The 26999-nt window shown below is 60.5% G+C and carries 23 protein-coding genes; 10 read left to right on the top strand and 13 right to left on the bottom strand.

The window, feature by feature from the left end; genetic code table 11:
- Nucleotides 1–11: 11 nt before the first annotated feature.
- A complete protein-coding gene (locus ABDX87_RS15070; RefSeq protein WP_346828604.1) occupies nucleotides 12–1325 on the bottom strand; it encodes an ATP-binding protein in 1314 nt (437 codons plus the stop codon).
- Nucleotides 1326–1490: 165 nt separating this feature from the next.
- Nucleotides 1491–2231 (bottom strand): osmolarity response regulator transcription factor OmpR, encoded by a 741-nt coding sequence (ompR, locus tag ABDX87_RS15065; protein WP_346828603.1) that lies wholly within the window; start codon nucleotides 2229–2231, stop codon nucleotides 1491–1493.
- A 281-nt stretch (nucleotides 2232–2512) separates the two neighbouring features.
- Between ompR and ABDX87_RS15060 the strand changes: the two genes are divergently transcribed.
- The 3 genes from ABDX87_RS15060 (at nucleotide 2513) to gshA (ending at nucleotide 7004) form a co-directional block, all read left to right on the top strand.
- On the top strand, nucleotides 2513–4837 hold the full coding sequence (locus tag ABDX87_RS15060) for a Tex family protein (protein ID WP_346828602.1): 2325 nt from the start codon (nucleotides 2513–2515) through the stop codon (nucleotides 4835–4837).
- Nucleotides 4837–5220 (top strand): PaaI family thioesterase, encoded by a 384-nt coding sequence (locus tag ABDX87_RS15055; protein ID WP_346828601.1) that lies wholly within the window; start codon nucleotides 4837–4839, stop codon nucleotides 5218–5220. The genes ABDX87_RS15060 and ABDX87_RS15055 overlap by 1 nt, the downstream gene beginning before the upstream one ends.
- 197 nt (nucleotides 5221–5417) lie before the next feature.
- Nucleotides 5418–7004, top strand: coding sequence for a glutamate--cysteine ligase (gshA, locus tag ABDX87_RS15050; RefSeq protein WP_346828600.1), 1587 nt, complete (start codon nucleotides 5418–5420; stop codon nucleotides 7002–7004).
- Nucleotides 7005–7079: 75 nt separating this feature from the next.
- Here the strand turns inward: gshA and argA are convergent, their stop codons facing one another.
- Nucleotides 7080–8378, bottom strand: a complete 1299-nt coding sequence (gene argA / locus ABDX87_RS15045; protein WP_346828599.1) for an amino-acid N-acetyltransferase — start codon at nucleotides 8376–8378, stop codon at nucleotides 7080–7082.
- 114 nt (nucleotides 8379–8492) lie between these two features.
- The gene (argE, locus tag ABDX87_RS15040; protein WP_346828598.1) at nucleotides 8493–9641 is read right to left on the bottom strand and encodes an acetylornithine deacetylase; all 1149 of its coding nucleotides are present in this window, start codon (nucleotides 9639–9641) and stop codon (nucleotides 8493–8495) included.
- 166 nt (nucleotides 9642–9807) lie between these two features.
- Here argE and ABDX87_RS15035 point away from each other — a divergent pair, with 166 nt between their 5' ends.
- Nucleotides 9808–11175, top strand: coding sequence for an inorganic triphosphatase (locus ABDX87_RS15035; RefSeq protein ID WP_346828597.1), 1368 nt, complete (start codon nucleotides 9808–9810; stop codon nucleotides 11173–11175).
- Nucleotides 11176–11460: 285 nt separating this feature from the next.
- On the opposite strand, the gene ABDX87_RS15030 is transcribed toward ABDX87_RS15035, so the two are convergent.
- Nucleotides 11461–11931, bottom strand: a complete 471-nt coding sequence (locus tag ABDX87_RS15030; RefSeq protein WP_074757906.1) for an Lrp/AsnC family transcriptional regulator — start codon at nucleotides 11929–11931, stop codon at nucleotides 11461–11463.
- A 162-nt stretch (nucleotides 11932–12093) separates the two neighbouring features.
- Between ABDX87_RS15030 and ABDX87_RS15025 the strand changes: the two genes are divergently transcribed.
- Nucleotides 12094–12441: a hypothetical protein gene (locus tag ABDX87_RS15025; RefSeq protein ID WP_346828596.1), complete on the top strand. Its 348-nt coding sequence runs from the start codon at nucleotides 12094–12096 to the stop codon at nucleotides 12439–12441.
- A 111-nt stretch (nucleotides 12442–12552) separates the two neighbouring features.
- Nucleotides 12553–14337, top strand: a complete 1785-nt coding sequence (locus tag ABDX87_RS15020; protein WP_346828595.1) for a GspE/PulE family protein — start codon at nucleotides 12553–12555, stop codon at nucleotides 14335–14337.
- Nucleotides 14338–14522: 185 nt separating this feature from the next.
- On the opposite strand, the gene ABDX87_RS15015 is transcribed toward ABDX87_RS15020, so the two are convergent.
- Entirely contained in the window at nucleotides 14523–15569 is a 1047-nt protein-coding gene (locus ABDX87_RS15015) for an L-idonate 5-dehydrogenase (protein WP_346828594.1), read from the bottom strand.
- 13 nt (nucleotides 15570–15582) lie between these two features.
- Nucleotides 15583–16353, bottom strand: a complete 771-nt coding sequence (locus ABDX87_RS15010) for a glucose 1-dehydrogenase (protein WP_346828593.1) — start codon at nucleotides 16351–16353, stop codon at nucleotides 15583–15585.
- Between the two features lie 165 nt (nucleotides 16354–16518).
- On the opposite strand from ABDX87_RS15010, the gene ABDX87_RS15005 reads away from it, so the two are divergent.
- The 4 genes from ABDX87_RS15005 (at nucleotide 16519) to ABDX87_RS14990 (ending at nucleotide 19331) form a co-directional block, all read left to right on the top strand.
- Complete coding sequence (locus ABDX87_RS15005) at nucleotides 16519–17400, top strand: LysR substrate-binding domain-containing protein (RefSeq protein ID WP_346828592.1); 882 nt, start codon at nucleotides 16519–16521, stop codon at nucleotides 17398–17400.
- Between the two features lie 83 nt (nucleotides 17401–17483).
- Complete coding sequence (locus ABDX87_RS15000) at nucleotides 17484–18437, top strand: SPFH domain-containing protein (RefSeq protein WP_346828591.1); 954 nt, start codon at nucleotides 17484–17486, stop codon at nucleotides 18435–18437.
- A 3-nt stretch (nucleotides 18438–18440) separates the two neighbouring features.
- A complete protein-coding gene (locus ABDX87_RS14995) occupies nucleotides 18441–18887 on the top strand; it encodes an NfeD family protein (RefSeq protein WP_346828590.1) in 447 nt (148 codons plus the stop codon).
- A gap of 126 nt (nucleotides 18888–19013) precedes the next feature.
- Nucleotides 19014–19331 carry a DUF2388 domain-containing protein gene (locus ABDX87_RS14990; RefSeq protein WP_346828589.1) on the top strand — a complete coding sequence of 106 codons (318 nt, stop codon included), beginning with the start codon at nucleotides 19014–19016 and terminating at the stop codon, nucleotides 19329–19331.
- A 46-nt stretch (nucleotides 19332–19377) separates the two neighbouring features.
- Here the strand turns inward: ABDX87_RS14990 and gcvP are convergent, their stop codons facing one another.
- The 6 genes from gcvP to ABDX87_RS14960 all read right to left on the bottom strand — a co-directional run bounded on the left by gcvP (nucleotide 19378) and on the right by ABDX87_RS14960 (nucleotide 26893).
- Nucleotides 19378–22251, bottom strand: a complete 2874-nt coding sequence (gene gcvP / locus ABDX87_RS14985) for an aminomethyl-transferring glycine dehydrogenase (protein WP_346828588.1) — start codon at nucleotides 22249–22251, stop codon at nucleotides 19378–19380.
- A gap of 125 nt (nucleotides 22252–22376) precedes the next feature.
- A complete protein-coding gene (locus ABDX87_RS14980; protein ID WP_346828587.1) occupies nucleotides 22377–22514 on the bottom strand; it encodes a hypothetical protein in 138 nt (45 codons plus the stop codon).
- Nucleotides 22515–22545: 31 nt separating this feature from the next.
- Nucleotides 22546–22929 (bottom strand): glycine cleavage system protein GcvH, encoded by a 384-nt coding sequence (gene gcvH / locus ABDX87_RS14975; protein ID WP_346828586.1) that lies wholly within the window; start codon nucleotides 22927–22929, stop codon nucleotides 22546–22548.
- A 52-nt stretch (nucleotides 22930–22981) separates the two neighbouring features.
- On the bottom strand, nucleotides 22982–24064 hold the full coding sequence (gene gcvT / locus ABDX87_RS14970; RefSeq protein ID WP_346828585.1) for a glycine cleavage system aminomethyltransferase GcvT: 1083 nt from the start codon (nucleotides 24062–24064) through the stop codon (nucleotides 22982–22984).
- 155 nt (nucleotides 24065–24219) lie between these two features.
- Nucleotides 24220–25836, bottom strand: a complete 1617-nt coding sequence (locus tag ABDX87_RS14965) for an ABC transporter permease (RefSeq protein WP_346828584.1) — start codon at nucleotides 25834–25836, stop codon at nucleotides 24220–24222.
- A gap of 55 nt (nucleotides 25837–25891) precedes the next feature.
- Complete coding sequence (locus tag ABDX87_RS14960; protein ID WP_346828583.1) at nucleotides 25892–26893, bottom strand: extracellular solute-binding protein; 1002 nt, start codon at nucleotides 26891–26893, stop codon at nucleotides 25892–25894.
- Nucleotides 26894–26999 lie beyond the last annotated feature (106 nt).

The following is a 26999-nucleotide window of genomic DNA, read 5'->3' as shown; positions in this document are numbered from 1 at the left end:
CCGTTTCTCTACTACACCGCATCCCGCGGCAACATCAAACCAAGCGGCAGGCGTACGCGTGCCTCAAGTCCGCCACCCGATCGATTACGCAACTCCACATTCCCGCCGTGCATGGCGGCAATGCGTTTGACGATCGCCAGCCCAAGTCCGGTGCCCTTGCCGCTGCGGGCGCGGTCACCCCGGATGAACGGGTTGAAGATGCCTTCGAGCTCCGACGGGTCGATTCCCATGCCGCGGTCCAGTACGCTCAACACGACGTACGGCGCGCCGCTGTCTCCAGACACATAAGCGGCGACCTCGACGCCATCACCGGCATGGTGCATCGCGTTGCCGATGAGGTTATTGAGCAGGCGCTTCATGGAAACCCGGCGCAGCGGGAACGGCGGGATCGACTCCAGGCACAAGCGCACCTGCTCGACCGGGCTGTTATAAGGTGCAACGACTTCGTGAACCAAATCGACGAGGTTGACCTCCTCGACCTCTTCGTCGCGACCATCACGGATGAAGGCCAGGAACTGATCGAGGATGGCGTCCATATCCTCAATGTCGCGCACCATCCCGTCCATGAATTCATTGTCCTTGGGCATCAATTCCAGCGATAACCGCAGACGCGTCAACGGCGTCCGCAGGTCATGAGAGACGCCCGCCAGCATCAACTCCCGCTCCTGCCCTGCCTGCTCGACGTCTTCGGCCATCTGGTTGAACGCGCGATAGACCTCGGTCATTTCGCTGGGCGTATCACTGACGGGCAATCGCACGCTGCGCCCCTGCCCCAGCTGACGTGCGGCAAAGACCAGACGCTTGAGAGGCTGGTTGAGCTGACTGACAAAAATCCAGGCTGACGCAGTGGATAACAGGCCAATCGCCAGAAACCAGCCCAGCACGCTCCAGATTTTCTGACCACGCAACGGATGGGGATACAACGGGACTTTCAGCCAGCCATCGCCGAGGCTGGGCGCTCGCACCCACAACGCAGGTGGTGCATGAACGCGCAGGCGAACTTCGGTGTCGGCGCCCAGTTCGTCCTGCATCTGCCGCTGATAGATCTCCGAATAAGGCCAGTGCTGCTCACCCTCCGGAACACCGCCGCCCACGACGCGAATCAGACCGGCCGCATCGGCGATGGTCTGCCGGTCGCTTTCGTCCGCCGCCCAGTACGCCCGCAAGGTCAGGGCCACGCCGTGGCTGTACTGACGGTCAACCAGCACGTCCTCGTTCATCAAAAGATAAACCAGGGTCAACGCTTTGGAAAACAGCACGACGATGAGGACCAGCCACAAGGTGCGGGAGAAAAAGCTTTGCGGGAACCAGAGCGGTGTTTTCATAACAGCAGCTACACACTATGCAGGAGCGAGCCAGGCTCGCGAAATTTCGCGGATCACAAGAGACAGCAAAAACCAGTCACCCCCTCGCTCCTTTCGAAAGCATCGAGGTGACTGGCTCGCTATGCAGGCGTGCAGTTCGCCTGACAGGCAATCTGTCTGTTGCTGTTACTGCTTGTTGGCGCCGTCCGGAACAAACACGTAGCCCACGCCCCAGACTGTCTGGATGTAACGCGGCTTGGCAGCATCCACTTCGATCAGCCGACGCAAACGGGATATCTGGACGTCGATGGAGCGCTCCAGAGCGTCCCACTCACGACCGCGCGCCAGATTCATCAGCTTGTCGCGCGTCAGCGGCTCACGGGCGTGCATGACCAGTGCCTTCAGCACCGCGAACTCGCCTGTGGTGAGCATGTGCACTTCATCGCCGCGCTTGAGCTCACGGGTCGCCAGCGACAGTTCGTAATCACCAAAGGTGACGGTTTCGTCTTCACTGGCGGGCGCACCGGGAACCGGTACTGTCTGGCGACGCAGCACCGCTTTGACACGCGCCATCAGCTCGTCGGGGTTGAAAGGTTTGGCGAGATAATCGTCCGCACCCAGCTCCAGGCCCTTGATACGGCTCAGCTCATCGCCCTTGGCGGTCAGCATGATGATCGGAACCTGATTGTTGGCGGCGCGCAGTCTGCGGCAAGCGGACAGGCCGTCTTCGCCTGGCAGCATCAGATCCAGCACCACGAGGTGGAAGACTTCGCGAGCCAACAGCCGGTCCATTTGCTCAACGTTGGCCACAGCACGGGCACGATAGCCTTTGCTGGTGAAAAAGCGTTCTAACAGGCTGCTCAGACCCGGGTCATCGTCAACGATGAGGATTTTCTCGCCTTCAGCCGTTTGTGCAGTGCTGCTCATTGGAAGCTCCTTTGATCTCGGCGCGCATTATGGCGTAGCTGCTGTGATGCGCACCGTGTGCATTGTTAGCAGATTTTTCCTGAGCCGCCACTGGCGCTCTCCCCTGCCCGTTTGCGCCCCGCACGACGTCACGCCGGCGGCAGGATTTCCGGCAACTGACAGGGCGATCCCCTAATCGGGGCTCACTGGGTATAATGCGCCGCCCTCAAGGTCAGGCAACACGCGCTTGCGGCGGTTCGCCAGCAGCTGATTTTTTGCACACACATTTGCCAGGTGGTTTTATGGACAGTATCAACAGCCGCATCGCCGAGGAACTCGGTGTCCGCCCGCAACAGGTCGAAGCGGCCGTCGCGCTACTGGATGAAGGCTCAACGGTGCCCTTCATCGCTCGCTACCGTAAAGAAGTGACTGGCAGCCTCGATGACACGCAACTGCGTCATCTGGAAGAGCGCCTGCGCTATCTGCGCGAGCTCGACGAGCGTCGCATCAGCATCCTTGCCAGCATCGAAGAGCAAGGCAAGCTGACCCCGGAACTGGCGCGGGACATCAAGCTCGCCGACACCAAGACCCGCCTCGAAGACTTGTACCTGCCTTATAAACAGAAGCGTCGCACGAAGGGCCAGATCGCGCTGGAAGCGGGTCTGGGCGAGCTGGCGGACGGCCTGTTCAACGACCCGACCCGGAATCCCGAGACCGAAGCTGCCCGTTTCGTCGATGCCGAAAAAGGCTTCGCCGACGTCAAGGCCGTACTCGAAGGCGCGAAGTACATCCTCATGGAACGCTTCGCCGAAGACGCCACGCTGCTGGAAAAACTGCGCAGCTTCCTCAAGCAGGAAGCCGTGATCAGTGCCCGCGTCGTGGCTGGCAAGGAAGAAGAAGGCGCCAAGTTCCGCGACTATTTCGAGCATGACGAGCCGCTGAAAAGCATGCCGTCGCACCGCGCGCTGGCGATCTTCCGCGGCCGCAACGAAGGCATTCTGAGCTCGGCACTGAAAGTCGGTGAAGAACTGCCTGGCACGCTGCATCCGTGCGAAATGATGATCAGCGAGCGTTTTGGTCTGCAGAACCAGAATCGCCCGGCCGACAAATGGCTGGCGGAAGTCGTGCGCTGGACCTGGAAGGTCAAGCTTTACTCGCACTTGGAAACCGACTTGCTGGGCGAACTTCGGGACGGCGCAGAAACTGAAGCGATCAACGTGTTCGCTCACAACCTGCATGACCTGCTGCTCGCTGCACCCGCTGGCCCACGCGCCACCTTGGGCCTGGACCCCGGTCTGCGCACCGGCTGTAAGGTCGCGGTGGTCGATACGACCGGCAAGCTGCTGGATTACGCCACGGTTTACCCGCACGTACCGAAAAACCAGTGGGATCAGACCATTGCCGTGCTCGCGGCCCTGTGCGCCAAGCACTCGGTTGACCTGATCGCAATCGGCAACGGTACCGCCAGCCGCGAGACCGACAAGCTGGCCGCCGACCTGATCAAAAAATACCCGGGCCTGAAAATGACCAAGGTCATGGTGTCCGAAGCAGGTGCGTCGGTGTACTCCGCGTCGGAACTCGCAGCCAAGGAATTCCCGGACCTGGACGTGTCGATCCGTGGCGCCGTGTCTATCGCTCGCCGCCTGCAGGATCCATTGGCTGAACTGGTGAAGATCGACCCGAAATCCATCGGTGTCGGCCAATACCAGCACGACGTGTCTCAGCTCAAGCTGGCCCGTGGCCTGGACGCGGTGGTCGAAGACTGCGTGAACGCCGTGGGCGTCGACGTAAACACGGCATCGGTGGCGCTGCTCGCGCGTATTTCCGGTCTGAACACCACGCTGGCACAGAACATTGTCACGCACCGTGACGAGAACGGCGCGTTCAAGACCCGCGCTGCGCTGAAGAAAGTAGCGCGTCTGGGTGAGAAAACCTTTGAACAAGCTGCCGGCTTCCTGCGGGTCATGAACGGCGACAACCCGCTGGATTCGTCCGCCGTTCACCCTGAGGCGTATCCGCTGGTGCAGCGCATCGCCGCTGAAACCGACCGCGACATCCGTTCGCTGATCGGCGATGCCAGCTTCCTCAAGCGCCTGGACCCGAAGAAATTCACCGACGAAACCTTCGGCCTGCCAACCGTGACCGACATTCTTCAGGAACTGGAAAAGCCAGGCCGCGACCCACGCCCCGAATTCAAGACAGCTGAATTCCAGGACGGCGTCGAAGACCTGAAGGACCTGCAACTGGGGATGATCCTCGAAGGCGTGGTGACCAACGTGACCAACTTTGGCGCGTTCGTGGACATCGGTGTGCATCAGGACGGTTTGGTGCATATCTCCGCACTTTCGGAGAAATTCATCAAAGATCCGCGTGAGGCGGTGAAGGCTGGTGACGTGGTCAAGGTCAAGGTCATGGAAGTCGATATCCCGCGCAAACGCGTTGGCCTGTCGATGCGCATGAGCGATACGCCCGGCGAGAAGATCGACGGTGCACGTGGAGCGCGTCCAGGCGCGGCACCGCGTCAGCAGCAGAGCAGCGCGCCACGCAAGGAAACCGCAACAGCCGCCCCGGCCAACAACGCCATGGCGTCGCTGTTCGCCAACGCCAAGCAACTGAAGAAACGCTGATGGACATTCCGGAAGGCCTGACCGAAAGCGCTTACTTCAAGACCCTGGGCTGCAAGCTGGTAAGGCTCGGCGACGGTGTGGCCGAGGTCACACTGGCCCTGGAGCCTCATCTGCGCAATCGCGGCAATGTCATGCACGGTGGCGCGTTGTTCAGTCTCGTCGACATCGCCATGGGGCTGGCCTGTTCCAGCTCCCACGGCTTCGACAAGCAAAGCGTGACCGTGGAGTGCAAGATCAACTACGTGCGCGGCGTCCCGGATGGCGAAGTCACGTGCATCGGCACGGTGTTGCACGCGGGCCGGCGTACGCTGGTCGTGGAAGCCGAAGTGCGCCAGGACGACAAGCTCGTCGCGAAAGCGCAGGGCACGTTCGCGATCGTCTAGCTGTCGGATAGCGATATGAGTTAATTTCGACACTTTGTAGCAGTGTCGAAATTTTCTGATCGCCTTTTAGGAATGATCAGCGACGGGCATCGGCGTTCGGGCCAAAAACGAGGCGAAAACGCCAGTTCCTTTCTTCACCCTTGTAGACCGCCATATCGCCCCCATATAGGGCCGACTGACGCGTGAAGGAATCCAACTTGAGCGAACTTCTCAACCGCCGCCTGGCTTTGCTTGGCGAGCACTCTCACCTCTCCCTTCTGGAGAAGTGCCTGCACGGTATCGAGCGTGAATGCCTGCGCGTGACTGGCGAGGGCCGTCTGGCCCAGACTCCGCATCCGGAAGCCCTGGGCTCCGCGCTGACCAACGAACAGATCACCACCGACTATTCCGAGTCGCTGCTGGAGTTCATCACGCCAGCGCTGACCAACCCGGCCGATACGCTGGAAAGTCTGGAGAAGATCCATCGTTTCGCCTACAGCAAGCTGGGCGGCGAGTACATCTGGAGCCCTTCGATGCCGTGTCCACTGCCGGCTGAAGAAGATATTCCGATCGCGTATTACGGCACCTCGAACATCGGCAAGCTCAAGTATGTCTACCGCCAGGGCCTTGCCTTGCGCTATGGCAAGACAATGCAATGCATTGCCGGAATTCACTACAATTTCTCGCTTCCCGAAGCCATCTGGCCGGTGCTCAAGCAGACCGAAGCCTTCGAAGGCAGTGACCGTGATTTCCAGTCCGAAAGTTACATCGGCCTGATCCGTAATTTCCGTCGTTACAGCTGGCTGTTGATGTACCTGTTCGGCGCCTCGCCGGCACTGGACGCCAGCTTCCTGCGCGGCCGCTCGCACCAACTGGAGCAGTTCGACGCCGACACGCTGTATCTGCCGTACGCCACCAGTCTGCGCATGAGCGATCTGGGTTACCAGAGCAATGCCCAGGCCGACCTGACGCCGTGCTACAACGACTTGCTGACCTACACCGACAGCCTGCGCAAAGCCGTGGCGACGCCTTACGCGCCTTACGTCGAAATCGGCACGCACAAGGATGGCGAGTGGATTCAGCTCAACACCAACGTGCTGCAGATCGAGAACGAGTACTACTCGACGATTCGTCCGAAACGCGTCACCTATTCCGGTGAGCGTCCGATTCAGGCCCTGATGGCCCGTGGCGTGCAGTACGTTGAAGTGCGCTGCCTGGACATCAACCCGTTCCTGCCGGTCGGCATCGATCTGCAGCAGTCGCGCTTCATCGACGCCTTCATCCTGTTTTGCGCCCTGCAGGAAAGCCCCCAACTGGCCGATTGCGAATGCGGCAATGCCAGCAGCAACTTCCTGACGGTGGTGAAAGAAGGCCGTCGTCCGGGCCTGCAACTGAGCCGGAATACCACGACCGTCGACCTAAAAGACTGGGCCAACGAGCTGTTGGACAAGATCGAGCCGATCAGCAGATTGCTGGACCAGAGCCAGGGCATCGACGAGCACGCCAAGTCACTGGACGTGCAGCGCGCCAAAGTTTCGGACGCCTCCCTGACGCCGTCGGCGCAGGTGCTGGCAGCCATGACCGAGCATAAGGAAGGCTTCACTGCGTTTTCGCTGCGTCAGTCGCGCACGCACGCCGAGTATTTCCGCAGCCGGCCACTGAGCGTCGAAGATCAGGCGGACTTTGAAACCAAAGCCCGCGAGTCTCTGGCGCAGCAGTCCGAAATGGAACAAAGCGAAGAGCCTGTGGATTTCGATACTTTTGTCGGCGCGTATCAGGCGAGCATTCTGGCGATCAGTAACTGACACGACGCCGATAAGCACTGTGGGAGCGAGCTCCCACAGTGTTGCTGATGCCGAGCTTGGGCCCGGCACAAGCCGTCAGATAGCCTTCTCGAAGATCTTCGAATTACGCTGGTAGTTGTACAGCGACGCCCGGGCGCTGGGCAGGCGGTCTACGCTGCTCGGCTCGAAACCACGCTCGCGGAACCAGTGGGCGGTACGGGTGGTGAGCACGAACAGGGTCTTCAAACCCTGCGCCCGCGCCCGTTCTTCGATGCGCTCCAGCAACTCGTCCCCGCGACCACCGTGACGGTATTCAGGGTTCACCGCCAGACACGCCAGCTCACCTGCTTCGGAATCAGCAATCGGATACAGCGCAGCGCACGCGATGATCAACCCTTCGCGCTCAACCACGCTGAACTGCTCGATCTCACGCTCGAGCACCTCACGAGAACGGCGCACCAGAATGCCCTGCTCTTCCAGCGGCGTGATCAGATCGATCAAACCACCGACGTCGCCAATCGAGGCCTCGCGAACCAGTTCGAACTGTTCCTGAGCGACCAGCGTGCCGCCGCCTGAGCGGGTGAACAACTCCGACAGCAAGGCGCCGTCTTCGGCGTAACTCACGATATGACTGCGCGCCACGCCGCCACGGCAGGCCTGTGCGGCGGCATCCAGCAGTTCAGCCTGATAGTTGTTGCCCAGACGCTGAAGGTGCGCCGGAACCTGCTGCGGACGCAGTTCACGCACCAGACGGCCTTGTTCGTCGAGCAGGCCCGACTCGGCGCCGAACAGCAGCAGCTTCTCTGCGCCCAAGTCGATGGCCGCGCGGGTGGCGACGTCTTCGCACGCGAGGTTGAAGATTTCACCCGTTGGCGAATAACCGAGCGGCGACAGGAGAACGATGGAACGCTCGTCGAGCAGGCGATTGATACCTTTGCGGTCGATCCGACGGACTTCGCCGGTGTGCTGATAGTCCACGCCCTCCAGCACGCCAATCGGGCGCGCGGTCACAAAGTTGCCGCCGGTCACACGCAACCGCGAACCCTGCATCGGGGACGCCGCCATGTCCATCGACAGACGCGCTTCGATGGCGATGCGCAGCGCACCCACTGCGTCGATCACGCACTCAAGGGTCGCGAAGTCAGTCACGCGCATGTCGCGATGAAAATGCGGCGTCAGGCCGCGTGCCTCAAGGCGACTTTCGATTTGCGGACGGGAACCGTGAACCAGCACCAGGCGAACGCCCAGGCTGTGCAGCAACACCAGGTCATGAACGATGTTGCCGAAATTCGGGTGCTCAACGCCGTCGCCCGGAAGCATGACGATGAAGGTGCAATCCCGGTGGGCATTGATGTAGGGAGACGCGTGGCGGAGCCAATTGACGTAATCGGGCATATCCCAAAGAGCCTGTAAAAGATGGACGAAGGGTGAAAGCACTCACAACGGCATGAGCTTTATCGTCGGAACAGGCATCGCAACACGCGTTCTCTCCTCTGGGCTAGGGCCTGCTCACACAGGAGTCAGGCAGTAATGTTCGATCAACTGACGCAATAGACGCACTGTAGGCTGCAAACGTGACATTTCGAGATATTCGCCCGGCTGGTGCGCACAGGCGATGTCGCCGGGGCCCAACACGATCGTTTCGCAACCGAGGCGCTGAAGATAAGGCGCTTCGGTTCCAAATGCCACTGCTTCGGCCGTATGACCTGTCAGACGTTCGGCAACGCGAACCAGTTCCGCATCGGCACTTTGCTCGAATGGCGCGACTTCCGAGAACAGCGGCGCGTAATCGATCTTCACCTGGTGCAGTTCGGCGAGCGGCTGCAGCTTCTGCCGGATGGCCGCGCGGAGCATTTCCGGGTCCATGCCTGGCAGCGGACGCAGGTCGAATTCCAGCGAACACTGCCCGCAGATCCGGTTCGGGTTATCGCCGCCATGAATGCAACCGAAGTTCATGGTCGGTGCCGGGACGCTGAATTGCGGATTCCGGTATTTCTCCTGCCACTGCTGACGCAGGCCCTTGAGCGCGCCGATCGCGTCATACATCGCCTCAAGCGCGCTGTGTCCCAAGCTCGGATCCGACGAATGACCGCTTCGCCCGAGAATCTCGATGCGTTCCATCATCACGCCTTTGTGCAGACGAATCGGCTTGAGGCCGGTAGGCTCGCCGATGACCGCAGCACGCCCCAGCACACCGCCGGCAGCGGCCAACGCCTTCGCGCCGGACATCGAGCTTTCTTCATCGCACGTCGCCAGAATGATCAGCGGCTGCTTGAACGGCTTGTCCAGCAAGGGCTGCAGCGCCTCGATGGCCAGCGCGAAAAAACCCTTCATGTCGCAGCTGCCCAGCCCCACCCAACTGCCGTCGACTTCAGTCAGCTTGAGCGGATCGGTCTTCCACAAGGCGTCGTCGTAGGGAACGGTGTCGCTGTGGCCAGACAGCACCAGACCGCCGGGGCCGGTGCCATAGGTCGCCACCAGATTGAATTTGCCGGGACTGACTTGCTGGATGTCGCAGGCAAAGCCCAGATCGCCGAGCCAACCGGCGAGCAGATCGATGACCGCGCGGTTGGACTGGTCCAGCGAGGGTTGCGTACAACTCACCGAAGGCGCGGCGATCAGGGCTGCAAACTGTTCTTTCATGGACGGCAACGGCATGGACGACTCCTGAAATGCAGTGCGACGTGACGGTCATCATAGGGTGATTGGACAGCAGGAATAAACTGTCACGGGTGATGTCCTGTACACTGCACGACCCACGCAGCTGTGTCGATTCCGGCTGCGACCCCTGTTTATCAGCGATAGAGCGCCTGGATTCCCGGCCATGCAGAAAGAAACCGAAATCAAACTCCGCGTCAGCCGCGAAACCCTCATTGCCCTGCGCGAGCACCCGTTGCTGAAAAAACGCAACAAAAGCGGCTGGGAGCGTCTGGAGCTGTTCAATCAGTACTTCGACACCCCCGAGCGCGAGCTTGCCCACGCCAAGGTTGCGCTGCGTCTGCGCCGTGACGGCGACGCGATCATCCAGACCCTCAAGACCCGCGGCCAGAGCGTCGCCGGTCTGTCGGAGCGTAACGAATACAACTGGGATGTGCCCAAGGCCAAGCTGGACCTGAAGAAGCTCGATGGCGATTGCTGGCCCGAGCAACTGGCGGATCTGGACAAGAAAACCATCAAACCGCTGTTCACCACCGATTTCGTCCGTGAAAAGGCCGAGATCGCCTGGGGTCGCGGTAAATCCAGGGTCGTGATCGAAGCGGCGCTGGACTTGGGCAACGTCATCGTCGGCAAGCAGAAGGAAGAAATCTGCGAGCTGGAGCTTGAGCTGCGCGAAGGCGAACCTTCCGCGTTGCTGGAACTGGCTGCAGAACTGGCCGAAAAACTGGCGTTGATGCCGTGTGATATCAGCAAGGCCGAGCGTGGCTATCGCCTGTTCGACGCTGGCAGCTACTCGGTCAAGTTGCCGTTACCTGAGCTGCACGCCGAAACCAGCGTTGACGACGCCTACAGCGCGCTGGCCTGGTACCTGTTGGGCAGCAGCCAGCGCCTGGCCGAGCAGTACCGCTTCAATGGTCACTGGAGCCTGTTGCAGGAATGGGTCGAGGTGCTCGCCGAGTTGCGCGCACTGACCGGCAGTCTGGGTCAGGCGGCGCCGCGTGCGACCACTCATGATCTGCGTGCTGCGCTGGACGCATTGCTGGAAGACTGGCGTACGCTGGTTCAAGCCGGTCAGGACGATGCTGACGTGCGCGCGGCGGCCCATGAACAGTTCATCGAAGAGCTCGAGGACCCACGCTGGGGCCTGTTCTCGCTCACCACGTCACGCTGGTTGATGGAGCGCAGCTGGACCGCCGAGCGCAACAACCGTGGCAATCGTCAGGGTAACGCGATGCTCAGCAGCTGGGTCCCGCGCTTCCTCGGTGACGAGGCAACGGCGCTTAACCTGGCGCGCTACCAGCAACAGCCCGAAGATCTGGCGGAGCAACTGCCACGCATCGAGCGAATCCAGGTCTGGCTGCATCACGCACGTCACACGCTGGAACTGCCGGAACTGGATCGTTTGTACGGCGAAATGAACAAGCTCGAGCAGCTGGCGCATCTGGACATCAGCGACGAAATCCTCGAAGCCCGCGTGCAGCAAACCATCACCGTGCTGCAAAGCCGGGCGTGGAAGATGCTGTTGAAGCTTTAAGCTCAACGCAGCACACACTGTGGGAGCGAGCGTGCTCGCGAAAGGGCCGGCCCAGACAGCACATTCCTTTGTCTGGATCGGCCTCTTCGTGAGCAAGCTCACGCCCACAGAATCTGCCGTTATTCCGAATCGTAGACTGACATAAACCCCTATAGGAGTGAGCTTGCTTGCGATGGCGGCGGATCGGTCACATAGATGGCGACTGACATCCCTCAATCGCGGGCAAGCGCGCTCCTACAGGGATAACGCCTTGTTTCAGCCGCATGCAAAAGATCCGGGCAACGATCACTTCACAATCGGCAAACTCGTCGTCGATTTGATCTCCGACAGCGCAACGGTCGAGTTCACTTCCTGAATCCCCGGCACCAGCGACAGCTTCTCGAAGAAAAACCGCTCATACGCTTCGATATCCGGCGTCACGATGCGCAGCAGAAAGTCCACCGACCCCATCAGCACATAACACTCCAGCACCTCCGGAAACCCGCGAATGGCTTCGGTGAACTCCGTGAAGTTGGAACGTCCATGGGCGTTGAGTTTCACCTCAGCGAAGATCTGCGTGTTCAGGCCAATCTTCTTGCGATCCAGCAAGGTCACTTGCCGGCGAATCACGCCTTCGTCCTTCAACCGCTGAATCCTTCGCCAGCAGGGCGATTGGGACAGACCGACTTCTTCAGCGATCTGCGCGCTCGACAGCGAGGCGTCTTCCTGAAGAAGCGCCAGTATCTTACGATCATAGGCATCCAGCTCGATTTGCATAAGTTATCTCCGCAAGCGCCAAGCTACGCATTAACAAGTCTGAACAAGCGTAAACCAGACGATCTTGGGTCAGAAATTTCTTTTTCGGCATGTAAAACTTTCTCTCACTCACACAGCTCACCTCGGTCCCGCTGACCGATGATGAAAACAGGAGAGTTCAGCATGCCTCATCTCGAATCAGTAACGTCCGCCCCGCTTCGTCCCGACGCCTGGTCTGTCAGCAATGCGCACTGCCGGTCGCGCTTCCAGATCCTTGCCGAAGCCGAGCCTGACCTGATTTGCCGCGTGCTGAACCTGTTCGCCATGCAATACCTGATTCCTCAGCAAGTCAGAGTGTTACAGCAGGAAGGCATGTTGATGATCGAGGCCGAGGTGGATGGTATGACCTGGCATCGCGCTCAGGTCATTGGTGAAAAAATGCGCAATTTGATCAATGTTTGCTCAGTGGATCTGGAACCGATCGGCGATTTGCACGTCCTATCCGAGCCCGTCTCACTCGCTGTCGGTTGAGTGGCCGAAAATATTGGCAACGCTTCACTACCTGCAGGACGCAACAACTGGCACGCTTGGGACTACTCTTGCTTACTCACGAAGTAAGTCGTCTCGTCCGAAGGAGCCCGCATGTCCGTCCTCGCCTCATCATCCCAGGACCGCTGGCTGGATCTGAATGAAGTCCTGCGTGATCTCGTCACGCAGGAATACATCGATCAGGACAATGCCGAATACGCATTGACCCTGCGCCGAACCGCGCAAAACCTGCAGATTCACCCCCTTGAGTTCATTTCCGCCCAGCAGTTCGACAATCTCAAACGCCCCGGCAAAAAGCTCGATCTGGAAACCCTCACCGCGTGGCTCGCCGAACAGGCCGGTCAGCCGTACATGCGTATCGATCCGTTGAAGATCAACGTGGCCGCCGTCACGCCAGTGATGTCCTATGCCTTTGCCCAACGCCACAAGATTCTTGCGGTCGCCGTGGACCGGGACGCCGTGACCATCGCCAGCGCCCAGCCTTTTGTGAACGCGTGGGAAGCCGACTTGACGCACGTGCTGAAGATGCCGATCAAGCGCGTGGTTGCCAATCCGGTCGATGTGCAGAAGCTGGCGGTGGAGTTTTACCGACTGGCCAAGTCGGTCAGCGGCGCCAGCGCGACCGATCAAAAAATGAGCAACCTGGGCAACTTCGAGCAACTGCTCAAGCTCGGCGCCAGCGATCAGGAGCCCGATGCCAACGACGCGCACATCGTCAACATCGTCGACTGGTTGTTCCAGTATGCGTATCAGCAGCGCGCCAGCGACATTCACATCGAGCCTCGGCGGGAGGCCGGCACCGTGCGCTTCCGCATCGACGGGGTGCTGCACACCGTTTATCAATTTCCGCCTCAAGTGACGATGGCGGTCACCAGCCGCCTCAAGAGCCTGGGACGAATGAACGTCGCTGAGAAGCGCAAGCCGCAGGACGGGCGGGTCAAGACCAAGACCCCGGATGGCGGCGAAGTGGAGTTGCGTTTGTCGACGTTGCCGACAGCGTTCGGCGAAAAGATGGTGATGCGGATCTTCGACCCTGAAGTGCTGCTTAAAGACTTCGACCAGTTGGGCTTCTCCGGTGACGATCTGCGTCGCTGGGAAGGCATGACGCATCAACCCAACGGCATCATCCTGGTGACCGGGCCGACCGGTTCCGGCAAGACCACCACGCTGTACACCACGCTGAAGAAGCTGGCGACCTCGGAGGTCAACCTCTGCACCATCGAGGACCCGATCGAGATGGTCGAGCCGTCCTTCAACCAGATGCAGGTGCAGCACAATATCGACCTGACCTTTGCCAGCGGTGTGCGCGCCCTGATGCGGCAGGACCCGGACATCATCATGATCGGCGAGATTCGCGACCTGGAAACGGCAGAAATGGCGATCCAGGCCGCGTTGACCGGTCACTTGGTGCTGTCGACCTTGCACACCAACGACGCGCCGAGTGCGATCAGTCGTCTGCTGGAACTCGGCGTGCCGCACTACCTGCTGAAGGCGACGATTCTTGGCGTCATGGCACAGCGTCTGGTGCGGACACTGTGTCCACACTGCAAGGCGCCGGTGGAGATCGATGAGGTGGATTGGCAAACCCTGACGCGTCCATGGCAGGCCGCAGTGCCGAGCGGCGCCCATCGCGCGGTCGGGTGTGCGGAATGCCGTGACACTGGTTATCGCGGACGCGCCGGTGTGTACGAGATCATGCTGATGTCCGATGCCGTGAAATCGCTGATCACGGCGGACCTGGACCTCACGGCACTGCGTCGACAAGGCTTCAAGGACGGGATGCGCAGTTTGCGGTTGTCCGGCGCGCAGAAAGTCGCGGCCGGGTTGACGACAGTCGAGGAAGTGCTGCGCGTGACACCGCAGAGCGAGCAGCGATAGCTCACACTCGCTCGATCAGCTGTGTGTCCGGCTTGGTGCATGCCGCGTTCGGATGAATGCGGCGTGTCAGCCGACGTTGATGTCACTGACCCACCGCTTTCGCTGCCGTCGTAACCTCCGACGTCTCCCACAAGAACAGAGGGTTCCCAAACCCTCCCACACGGATAGAGGGGGCGCCGCCCCCTTTAGTCCTTCACGCCGAAATCCAGCACGACTTTCATCGCCTGCTGCTTGTCACCCGCCAGCTCGAAGGCCTGCACCGCTTCGTGGAACGGGATGGTGTGAGAGATGACAGGCGTTACGTCGATCACTTTTCGATTGAGCAAGTCCACCGCTTGTGCAAATTCGGGATGAAAGCGGAATGTGCCGCGCAGGTCGATTTCCTTGCCCACCACCAGATTCAGCGGGATCGAAACATCACCGCCCAAGCCGACTGTGACCACTACGCCGCGCGGCCTCATGCACGTCAGACCGTCACGTAGCGCCTGGGCACTGCCCGAGGCTTCGAACATCACATCGAAATGACCTTTATTGGCGGTATAACGCGCCAGGGCTTCGGGCTCGTGCTTGAGGTTGTGAGTGTCGCTGGCGCCCATCCGGCGGGCGCACGCCAGCGCACTGTCACTCAAGTCCGCCGCAACGATCTGCAACGCCCCCGCTGCTTTCAGGCTGCCAATCAACAAATTGCCAATCGGCCCGCAGCCGGTCACCAGGACACGCTTGCCGAACACACCGCCCGCGCGCTGAATCGCGTGCAGCCCCACTGACAACGGCTCGGCGAGCGCCCCTTCAGCCAAGGTTGTCGTCGGCGCCAGCACATGCGCCTGGCTGCTCTCGATCACCAGCGTTTCCCGGAACGCACCCTGAATATGGGGAAATGGCATCGCACTTCCGTAGAATCGCATGTTCAGGCAGTGATTGGGCATGCCCTCGTGGCAGTACGTGCAGCCGCCACACGGCCGGGAAGGCGAGACGGAAATGCGCTGGCCGACACTGAACCCGCTTTGCGGATCGCCCACTTCCTCGATAACGGCCGAGATTTCATGGCCGAGCACCATCGGCTCTTTCAGGCGCACCGCACCGAAACCGCCGTGCTGGTAGTAATGCAGATCCGAGCCGCAGATTCCGCCCCGGGCAACGCGCACGCGAAGCTGGCCGGACGTCAGCGCAGCAGCGTGCTCCTCGGCTTCTACACGAAGGTCTTTCGGGGCGTGGCAGACAATGGCTTGCATGAGATTCTCCGGATTACAACGACGCTGTGATGGCGCCATCGACGTAAAGGATATGGCCGTTGACGAAGCTGGCGGCGTCGGACGCGAGGAACACCGCCGCGCCTTTCAGTTCAGACACCTCGCCCCAACGACGACTCGGCGTACGCTGCACCAGCCAGTCGCTGAATTCAGGATTCGCCACCAGCGCAGCGTTCAGCTCGGTCTTGAAGTAACCCGGTCCGATACCGTTGACGTTAAGGCCATACGGGCCCCAGTCGATCGCCATGCCTTTGGTCAGCATTTTCAGCGCGCCTTTGCTGGCGGTGTACGGCGCAATGCCGGGCCGGCCCAACTCACTTTGCACCGAACAGATATTGATGATCCGCCCACGTCCACGAGGAATCATGCAACGCGCCACTGCCTGGCCAACGAAAAAAGCGCTGTCCAGATTCGTGCGCATCAACTCGTGCCAGTCGGCTTCTGCGAAATCGGCCAATGGCCCGCGTCGCTGGATACCGGCATTGTTGACCAGAATATCCAGCGGTCCGACCCTGCTTTCGATTGCCTGAACGGCAGCACTGACCGCTGCGCTGTCCGTGACATCGAAGCATTGAGTGTGGACGTGATGTCCGTCCGCAGCCAACGAGGCGGCTGCGGCGTTCAGGGTGTCGGCGTTTCGGCCATTAAGGACAACCGTCGCGCCCGCCTCGGCCAACCCTCGCGCAATCGCCAGCCCGATACCGGCACTGGAGCCTGTGACCAGCGCGACTCTTTCGTCGAGACGAAAACTTTCCAGAACAGCCATTAGTCTTTCTCCTCTTATGCGGCCGACGTCGGATCATGCATTGTGATGACGGCCTGCTGGGCTCATCATCCTTGTATGGCTGCACTTCAGCGCACACCAGGCCCCTCGTCCAATGGTGATTGGTGATGTACTGATCATGTTTTTTGATAACCAGCGGAACCGATCATGGAACTCAAACACCTGCGAGCCTTTGTCACAGTGGCCGAGGAGCTGCATTTCGGTCGTGCGGCACAGCGGCTCGCCATTGTGCAGCCCGCACTGAGCATGCAGATCAAGGCACTTGAGGAGTGGCTGGGTGTTCGTCTGCTCGATCGCAACCGACACTCAGTGACGCTCACCGACGTGGGCGGGCTGTTTCTCGAAGAAGCCCGTGCCACCTTGCGTCAGGCACAACGTTCGGCCGACGTGTCGCGGGGGCTGGGCCGCGGGGAAACCGGTCGAATCCGTCTTGGCTTCGTGTCCTCGGTGTTGCCGGAGCTGCTGCCGACGCTGATTCGACACGCCCATCAGCGTTACCCCGGCATCAGGCTGGAACTCAAGGACATGCCCGGGCCCGATCAGGTGCAGGCCCTCAAGGAGGGTCAACTCGACTTCGGCCTGATGCGCCTGCCCGCTCCGCACTCCGGCGTGCAAACGCAGGTCGTGCTGCACGAGTCGATCATCGTCGCGCTGCCGGCAGATCACCCGCTCACCGCGCATTCGACCATCGAGGTTACGGAACTGGCACAACAGCCCGTGCTGGTGCTCGCCCGGCGTTACGCTGCTGGCTTTCATGACGGGCTCCTGCGCGCGATTTCCGAACACGGTGGCAAACTGGACATTGCCGACGAGCTCGGTGAGTTCACGACGATGCTTGCGCTGGTTTCGGCGGGTCTGGGCATCGGCCTGCTGCCTCAACATGCAGGACGCGCGCTGCCGCCCAACGTCGTTTCGCGCCCGCTGAACCTGGGTGATTTTCGTGCCGTCACCGGTCTGGTCTGGACCTCGCTGGACACCGCCGTGAAGACCACAATCTTCAATCTGATGCGCGAGCTATTCTTCAATTGATACAGAAAAAGTCGCAGAGCGGATTCCGATCACCGTACTCTCTGCCGGATCTTTAATTCATCAGCAGCCAACAGGGATACGTTATGCAAATCGGTAGTGTGGTTTTACTGTTCGTCGCGCTGGCCATCGCCATCGTGTTCATGGGTTTTAAAGTCGTGCCGCAGGGTTATCAATGGACCGTCGAACGCTTCGGTCGCTACACCAACACCCTCAAGCCAGGCCTGAACATCATCGTGCCTGTGATGGATCGCATCGGGCACAAGATCAACATGATGGAAACCGTTCTGGACATTCCGCCGCAGGAAGTCATCACGTCGGATAACGCCACCGTACAGATCGACGCCGTGTGCTTCTACCAAGTCGTGAACTGCGCCCAGGCCGCGTACGAGGTCAACAACCTGCAGCACGCCATTCGCAATCTGCTGCAGACCAACATTCGTACCGTACTCGGTTCCATGGAACTGGACGCCATGCTCAGCCAGCGTGACGGCATCAACGAGCGTCTGCTGCGCATCATCGATGAAGCGACCGCGCCGTGGGGCATCAAGATCACCCGGATCGAAATCAAGGACATCAGTCCACCGGCCGACCTGATGGCGGCGATGTCAGGGCAGATGAAAGCCGAGCGGATCAAACGTGCGCAGATCCTTGAGGCGGAAGGCTCGCGCGCTTCGGCGATTCTGACCGCTGAAGGCAAAAAGCAGGCGCAGATCCTGGAAGCCGAAGGCGAGCGTCAGGCCGCCTTTCTGGAGTCCGAGGCCCGCGAACGTCAGGCCGAAGCGGAAGCGCGCGCCACACAAGTCGTGTCCGAGGCGATTGCTGCAGGTGACGTGCAGGCCATCAATTACTTCGTCGCGCAAAAGTACATCGACGCGCTGGGCAAATTGTCCTCGGCCAACAACAGCAAGGTGATCCTCATGCCGCTGGAAGCGAGCCAGATGATCGGCGCCATTGGCGGCATTGGCGAGATCGTCAAAGCCACGTTCGACAAAGGGGCTCCCGAAAAGAACCGGCCCGACACCGGCAAGCGGGTCTGAGCCATGTGGGATTACCTGCAAAACCTGTCGTTCTGGGACTGGCTGGGGCTGGGCACGGTACTGCTGATCCTGGAGGTGTTCGGGGCTGGCGGGTATCTGCTGTGGATTGGCGTGGCAGCGGCAGGGGTCGGCATCCTCACGTATGTGATTCCGGCGATGAGCTGGGAGGTGCAGTTTCTGCTGTTCGCGGTGCTGTCGGTCCTGACTGCTCTGTACTGGTGGCGACGCCAGCGCAGCGTGTTGCGCAAGTCCGATCAACCGGGTCTGAACATGCGCGGGTCAGAGCTGATAGGCAGAACCTTCCTGGTGCACGACGCGATTGTCGGAGGACGCGGCAAGATCAAGGTCGGCGATGGCGTCTGGATGGTGGTCGGCCCCGATACGCCGGTGGGCAATCAGGTAAGGGTCATTGCTCAGGAGGGCGCGATCCTGAAAGTTGAGGCGGCGTGATTCGCGCTCGTCAACATGGAACGTCTGATCTGGCGGGAGCCGCCCGTTTTCACTCCTCTCACGGAACTAGATTGGGGGCGGGCGTATCAAATCATTTCAGAACAACCAAAGTCGGAGTAACCCGCCATGCGTCTCAAACTTGCTGTAGCCACGTTAGCTCTGCTTTCCCTGCCGGTCGGTTCAGCAATGGCTGACGGCTTCTTGCGAGACATCATCTCGTCCGGCGCAACCACAGGCTCTACCTACCTGACCTTCCGTCACCACAAGCTGATTGTCGCAGCGCAGGATGATGCCGGTAGCTTCGTTGCCAGCAACGGCGCGATTCGCGGCCCTTATCTGGAAGCAGCCATGGATCAGGTCCGCAAGGAGAACCCTGGCCTGAACGCCTCGGACATGGACCTGGCCAACGCGATTCTGGCCAAGAACCTCGTCGCCGAACAGTAATCACGCTGCACAAAAAAATGCCGCTCCTCGGAGCGGCATTTTTGTGTCAGCGGTACTCGTCCACCGGCACGCACGCGCAGAACAGGTTGCGATCGCCGTAGACGTTGTCGACCCGGTTCACGGTCGGCCAATATTTGTGCTGACGCGTGTGCGCCGTCGGCGTTACGGCCTCGGCAATGCTGTAGGGACGGTCCCAGACACCCGTGATGTCAGCCAACGTATGCGGCGCGCGCTTGAGCGGGTTGTCTTCTGCCGGCCACGTGCCGTTATGAACCTGAGTGATCTCGCCTCGAATGCTCAGCATCGCTTCAATGAAGCGGTCCAGTTCCGCCTTGGGCTCGCTCTCGGTAGGCTCGATCATCAACGTTCCGGGTACCGGGAATGACATGGTCGGTGCGTGGAAACCGTAATCCATCAACCGTTTCGCAACGTCCTCCTCGCTGATCCCGGTTTCTGCCTTGAGCGGGCGCAGATCAATGATGCACTCGTGAGCGACGCGGTCGTTGCGTCCGGTGTACAGCACCGGAAACGCGCCTGTCAGTTGCTGAGCCAGGTAGTTGGCCGACAGAATCGCCACCTCGCTGGCGTCTGCCAGTTGCGGCCCCATCATCGCGATGTACATCCAGCTGATCGGCAGGATGCTCGCACTGCCCCACGGGGCCGCGCTGACAGCGGTGTTCTCGGCATTCGGACCTTCCAGCGAGATCACCGGATGATTGGCCACAAACGGCGCGAGGTGCGCCCTCACCCCAATTGGGCCCATGCCCGGTCCGCCGCCGCCATGGGGAATACAGAACGTCTTGTGCAGGTTCATGTGGGACACGTCTGCACCGATGTCGGCGGGACGCGCCAGCCCGACCTGCGCGTTGAGGTTGGCGCCATCCATGTACACCTGACCACCGTGCGCGTGGATCACTTCGCAGATGTCCCGGATACCTTCCTCGTACACGCCATGGGTCGAGGGATAGGTCGCCATCAGACATGACAGGTTCTCACCAGCGGCCTGGGCCTTGGCTTTCAAATCCTCAAGGTCGACGTTGCCCGCGTCATCGCACTCAACGATCACCACACGCATCCCGGCCATCTGCGCCGAGGCCGGGTTGGTGCCGTGGGCCGATGACGGAATCAAACAGATATCTCGCTGCCCCTGTTGGCGACTCTCGTGGTACTTGTGGATCGCCAGCAACCCTGCGTACTCGCCCTGAGCGCCGGAGTTGGGCTGCATGCAAATCGCATCGAACCCGGTAATCGCGCACAGCCAGGCCTCCAGCTCGTCAATCATTGCCTTGTAACCCCTGGCCTGCTCGACGGGCGCAAAGGGATGCAAGTTGGCGAACTCGGGCCAGGTGATCGGGATCATCTCGCTGGTGGCATTGAGTTTCATGGTGCAGGAGCCCAGCGGAATCATGGACTGGTTCAGCGCCAGATCCTTGTTTTCCAGCTGCTTGAGATAACGCAGCATCTCGGTTTCGCTGTGATGGGCGTTGAACACCGGGTGCGTGAGATAAGGCGAGCTGCGCGCCAAGCCCTCAGGAATGCCCGATGCCAGCGTTTCGGCATCAAGATCCGCGACGTTCAAGCCATGATCGGCACCGCAGAAAATATCCAGCAGCGTGTCGACGGTCTGCTCATCGCAGCTTTCATCGAGGCTCACCCCCAGCTTGCCGTCGCCCAATATCCGCAGATTGACCTTTGCAGCACTGGCGCTTTCCAGAATCGCCGTCTGCGTGCCGCCGACATCCAGCGTCAGCGTGTCGAAAAAGTGCCGATTGACGCGCTGAATGCCTTTGCGCTCCAGGCCCGTCGCCAGAATCGTGGTCAACCGGTGCACGCGCTGGGCGATACGTTTGAGGCCTTCCGGCCCGTGATACACCGCGTAGAGACTGGCGATATTGGCGAGCAGCACCTGGGCGGTGCAGATGTTGGAATTGGCCTTCTCGCGACGAATGTGTTGTTCGCGGGTTTGCAGCGCCATTCTCAACGCGACGTTGCCGCGTGCGTCTTTGGACACGCCGATGATGCGGCCCGGGATACCGCGCTTGAACTCTTCACGGCACGCAAAATAAGCCGCGTGCGGGCCGCCATAGCCCATGGGTACGCCGAAGCGTTGAGACGAGCCGAACACGACATCGGCGCCCATTTCCCCCGGCGGTGTCAGCATGAGCAGGCTCAGCAAGTCGGCCGCCACACAGGCCAGCGCCTGTTGTGCATGCAAATGCTCGATCAGCGGGCGCAGGTCGCGAATCTCGCCATGGGTGTCGGGGTATTGCAACAGCGCCCCAAACACCTGATGGCTGGCGAGGTTATCCACAGGCCCCACGATCAGCTCGAATCCAAAACCCTCGGCGCGGGTTCGCACCACCGACAATGTTTGCGGGTGACAGTTTTCGTCGACGAAGAAGACGTTACTTTTGGATTTGGCGATGCGCTTGGCCAGCGCCATGGCTTCGGCCGCCGCCGTGGCCTCATCGAGCAGCGAGGCGTTGGCCATGGCAAGGCCGGTGAGGTCGATGGTCATCTGCTGAAAGTTGAGCAGCGCTTCGAGTCGACCTTGGGCGATTTCGGGTTGATAAGGCGTGTAGGCGGTGTACCAGCCGGGATTTTCCAGCACGTTGCGCAGGACAACGTTGGGCGTGATCGTGCCGTGATAGCCCATGCCGATGACACTGGTCCACACCTGATTGCGACCGGCATACCCCTTCAGCTTGCTCAACGCGGCTTCTTCGCTCAGTGCTGGGGGCAGGTCCAGGGCTCGGTTCAGCCGGATGGCGGGAGGGACGGTTTGTTCGATCAGCTCGGCGCGGCTGGCCAGGCCGAGGGATTCGAGCATCGCCTGCTGCTCGGCAGCATCAGGGCCGAGGTGGCGACGCAGAAAGGCATTGGGGTCGTGCAACTGGCTCAGGGATGGCGACGTGGACATAACGGCCTCTCTCTTTACTGGACGACTAAGCCGCGATGGGCGGAGCTTTAGAGTCTAGAAAGGGATTGGCGGTTGTGTGGAGAAAGTCTTTAGCCGTGTGCGATGCAGTTGCTGTAGGAGCGTGGTCAGCAATGCAATCGTTGTAGGAGCGTGGCTTGTCCCGCGATCTGCTGCGCAGCAGCAGCAAAATCAGACGCAATCTCTGCGTCAGGCAGACCGCGTTTACCGAATTTGCTGCCGGTGCCCGGCAGATCGCGGGACAAGCCACGCTCCTACAGTGTTAGATCAACGCGATTACTCGCCGATCGCAGCCTTGTAAGCGGCCGCATCCAGCAGCTTGGCCAAATCGGCGTCGGCGTTGCTTGGCTTGACCTTGAAGATCCACGAGCTGTAAGGGGCTTCATTCAGCGCTTCCGGACCGTCGCCCAGGCTTTCGTTGACTTCAACCACTTCGCCAGCCACCGGCGAATAAATGTCGGAAGCGGCCTTTACAGACTCCACGACACCGGCAGCATCGCCAGCAGCGAACACCTTGCCGATTTCCGGTAGCTCGACAAACACCACATCGCCCAGCGCTTCCTGCGCATGATCGGAGATGCCGACCACGATCAGATCACCCTCTTGCTTGGCCCACTCATGGCTTTCGGCAAAACGCAGTTCGGCGGGAATAGTGCTCATTTTTTATCCTCTCTACATCATCAGGTCAGCGGAGAAACCCGCCAGGGAGTTGTTAAATCAGGGCCTTTCCGTGGCGCACGAACGTCGGCTGGACCACGCGAACCGGGTACCACTTGCCACGGATTTCCACCTCGGCACGGTCAGCAGTCGCCATCGGAACGCGTGCCAAGGCAATCGACTTGCTTAGCGTAGGAGAGAAACTACCACTGGTGATCTCTCCTTCGCCAACTTCCGCTATTCGGACGACCTGATGCGCGCGCAGAACACCCCGCTCTTCGAGCACCAGCCCGACAAGCTTGGAAGCAATCCCCTTGGTGCGTTCGGCTTCCAGGGCGGCGCGCCCGATGAAGTCGCGGTCTTCCGGTTTCCAGGCCACGGTCCAGCCCATGTTGGAGATCAGCGGTGACACCTGCTCGTCGATTTCCTGACCGTACAGGTTCATGCCGGCTTCCAGACGCAAGGTATCGCGCGCGCCCAGCCCGATTGGGGAAATGCCCGCACCGACCATGTCGTTGAAGAAACTGCAGGCTTGTTCGGCCGGCAGGATGATCTCCAGCCCGTCCTCACCGGTGTAGCCCGTACGGGCAATGAACCAGTCGCCTTCCTGCTGGCCTTCGAACGGGCGCAGGGTGTGGATAAGTTCAGCGCGGGCCTGAGTTACCAGCTCGGCAATCTTCTGCCGGGCATGCGGCCCCTGAATGGCCAGCATGGCCAGCTCGGAGCGGTGAGTCAGGTGCACGTCGAAACCGGAAAGATGGGCATTCATCCAGGCCAGATCCTTGGCGCCGGTGGCCGCGTTGACCACCAATCGGTAACCCTGTTCGGTCAGGTAGACGATCATGTCGTCGACGATTCCGCCCTGGGTGTCGAGCATAGCGCTGTAGAGCGCTCGCCCGGTGTGTTGCAGTCGGCCGACGTCATTGGCCAGCAGGTGTTGCAACCAGGGCGTGGCCTGGCTGCCTGAAACATCAAGGACGTGCATGTGCGACACATCGAAAATCCCACAGTCTCGGCGCACCTGATGGTGTTCTTCGACTTGTGAACCGTAGTGCAACGGCATATCCCAACCACCAAAATCGACCAGCTTCGCGCCAAGCGCGAGGTGCAGGTCAAAGAGGGGCGTGCGCTGTCCCATGGGTGTCTCCTTCCGGGCTTGGCGAAGACACGGTCGCTCAAAATAACGGCAAATCCCCCATGACTCGGGGTCTGGAACCTTTGGTAATTTGCGGAATTGTCTGACAGACCGTATCGATTGCGGCGCATTGTAGCCGCAAGGTTGTGACCCCGCACCTAGCCGATCGGTCTGGCCGAACGTCTGATTAGGCCAATTACCGGTAGTAAACCGACCATGACCAACGTCAGTGCGGGTAGCGCGGCACGCGCCCACTCGCCTTCACTGGTCATCTCGAAGATACGTACCGCCAGCGTGTCCCAGCCAAACGGGCGCATCAGCAGGGTAGCGGGCATTTCCTTGAGCACATCGACGAACACCAGCAAAGCAGCGCTCAACGTGCCTGGAATGAGCAGTGGCAGATAAATCTTGAAAAACAAACGCGGTCCGCCGACCCCGAGACTGCGCGCCGCCTCGGGCAACGAAGGGCGAATTCGCGACAGGCTGTTCTCCAGAGGACCGTAAGCCACGGCGATGAAGCGCACCAGGTACGCCATCACCAAGGCCGCCAGACTCCCGAGTAGCAACGGCTTGCCCGCGCCACCGAGCCAACTGGACAACGGCACGACTAGCTCTCGGTCCAGATAACTGAAGGCCAGCATGATCGATACCGCGAGCACCGAACCCGGCAATGCGTAGCCGATGTTCGCCAGACTCACGCCTGAGCGGATCGCACGGGTCGGCGCCAAACGACGCGCGAACACCAGAATCATCGCCACGCTGACCGTGACGAAGGCCGCAATACCACCGAGGTACAGGGTGTGCAGGATCAGGCCGGTGTAGCGCTCGTCCAGATCGAAACGGCCCCGCTGCCAGACCCAGACGATCAGTTGCATCAACGGGACCACGAACGCACAGGCGAAGACCAACCCACACCAAGTGGTCGCCGCAGCAGCCTTAAAGCCGTGCAAGTGGTACAGCGCTTTTACACGAGGCCGCTCGTTGCTCGCCCGGCTGGCGCCTCGTGCGCGGCGCTCGCCGTAGAGCAGCAGCATCACCACCAACAGCAGCAGGCTCGCCAGTTGTGCGGCGCTCGACAGGCTGAAGAAGCCGTACCAAGTCTTGTAGATCGCGGTGGTGAAGGTGTCGAAGTTGAACACCGACACCGCCCCAAAATCGGCCAGCGTCTCCATCAACGCCAACGCGACGCCAGCGCCGATGGCCGGCCTGGCCATCGGCAACGCCACCCGCCAGAACGCCTGCCAGGGCGACTGCCCGAGAATCCGCGCCGCCTCCATCAGGCCTTTACCCTGCGCAAGGAACGCCGTGCGGGCCAACAGGTAGACGTAGGGGTAAAACACCAGCACGAGCACGATGATCACGCCGCCCGTGGAACGTACTCGCGGGAAGCGAAGGCCCGTACCGAACCACTCACGCATCAGCGTCTGGACGGGGCCTGCAAAATCGAGCAGCCCCACGAAGACGAATGCGAGCACGTACGCCGGAATGGCGAACGGCAACATGAGTGCCCAGTCCAGCCAGCGCCGGCCCGGAAACTCACAGAGCGCAGTCAGCCAGGCAAGGCTCACGCCCAGCAGCGTCACGCCCAACCCTACGCCCATCACCAGCGTCAGCGTGTTGCCGAGCAGCCGGAGCATCTGGGTTTCCCACAGGTGGGACCAGATCTCTTGGTCGATGGTTTGCCAGGAGAACAGCAGCACGCTGAGCGGCAGCAACACCAGCGCGGCAATGGCGAAAACCAGGGGGTACCAGCGACGCTGGGCGGGATGGGCCACGGGGATTCTCGGTGTCACGTGAGTGCAAATCTGTAGGAGTGAGAGACGCTGTTAATCAGTTCCAGCCAGCGCGATCCATCATGCGAATCGCTTCGGCCTGGCGTCGTCCGGCCACCTCGACCGGGATCGTGTCCGCCTTGAACTGACCCCAGCTCGCGACTTCTGTAGAAGGTGCAACCTTCGGGTTGGCCGGGAATTCCTGATTGGTGCCGGAAAAGATGGTCTGCGCCTCAGGCCCGGTCATCCATTCGACCAGCGCTTTGGCGGCTTCGGGATGCGGCGCGTACTTGGTCAAACCGATGCCCGACAGATTGACGTGAACGCCACGGTCCGACTGGTTTGGCCAGAAAAGCCGTACGGCCAGATTCGGGTTTTGCTGGTGCAACCGGCCGTAGTAATAGGTATTGACGATGCCGACGTCGCACTGGCCGGCGTTGATCGCCTCCAGCACCGCGATATCATCGGAGAACACGTCGGTAGACAGGTTGTTGACCCAGCCCTTGAGGATCTTTTCCGACGCCTCTGCACCATGGGTTTCGATCAGCGTCGCGGTGAGCGACTGGTTGTAGACCTTCTTCGCGGTCCGCAGGCACAGACGCCCTTCCCACTGCTTATCGGCCAAGGCTTCGTAGGTGGTCAGCTCATCGGGTTTGACCCGGTCGGTCGAATAGGCAATGGTCCGGGCGCGCAGGCTCAGGCCTGTCCAGGCGTGAGCAGAGGATCGGTATTGCGGCGGGATATTCGCGTCGATCACCGGGGACGTAAACGGTTGCAGGATGCCCATCTGCTCGGCTTGCCAGAGGTTGCCCGCGTCCACCGTCAGCAGCAGGTCGGCGGTCGCGTTCTGCCCTTCGGCCTTGATGCGCTGCATCAACGGCGCTTCCTTGTCGGTGATGAACTTCACCTTTACACCGGTCTTGGCGGTGTAGGCATCGAAAACCGGTTTGATCAGCTCGTCGATACGGGAGGAATACACCACCACTTCATCAGCCGCCTGGGCAGTGCTGCCAAGCACGGCCAATGCCAGGACAGCCAGAAGACGCTTGCTCGCCTGCATGCTGAGACCTCGTTTGAAAAATGAGGCGAAATGGTAGTGAATCGCATCCACGAAGTCTGAGCGGAGCCGTTACGAGATGTTGCGGAGGCACCTTTATCGCTAGATG

This window comes from Pseudomonas abietaniphila (assembly GCF_039697315.1).
Taxonomy (GTDB): domain Bacteria; phylum Pseudomonadota; class Gammaproteobacteria; order Pseudomonadales; family Pseudomonadaceae; genus Aquipseudomonas; species Aquipseudomonas abietaniphila_B.
This window is presented reverse-complemented; position numbering and strand designations above follow the sequence as displayed.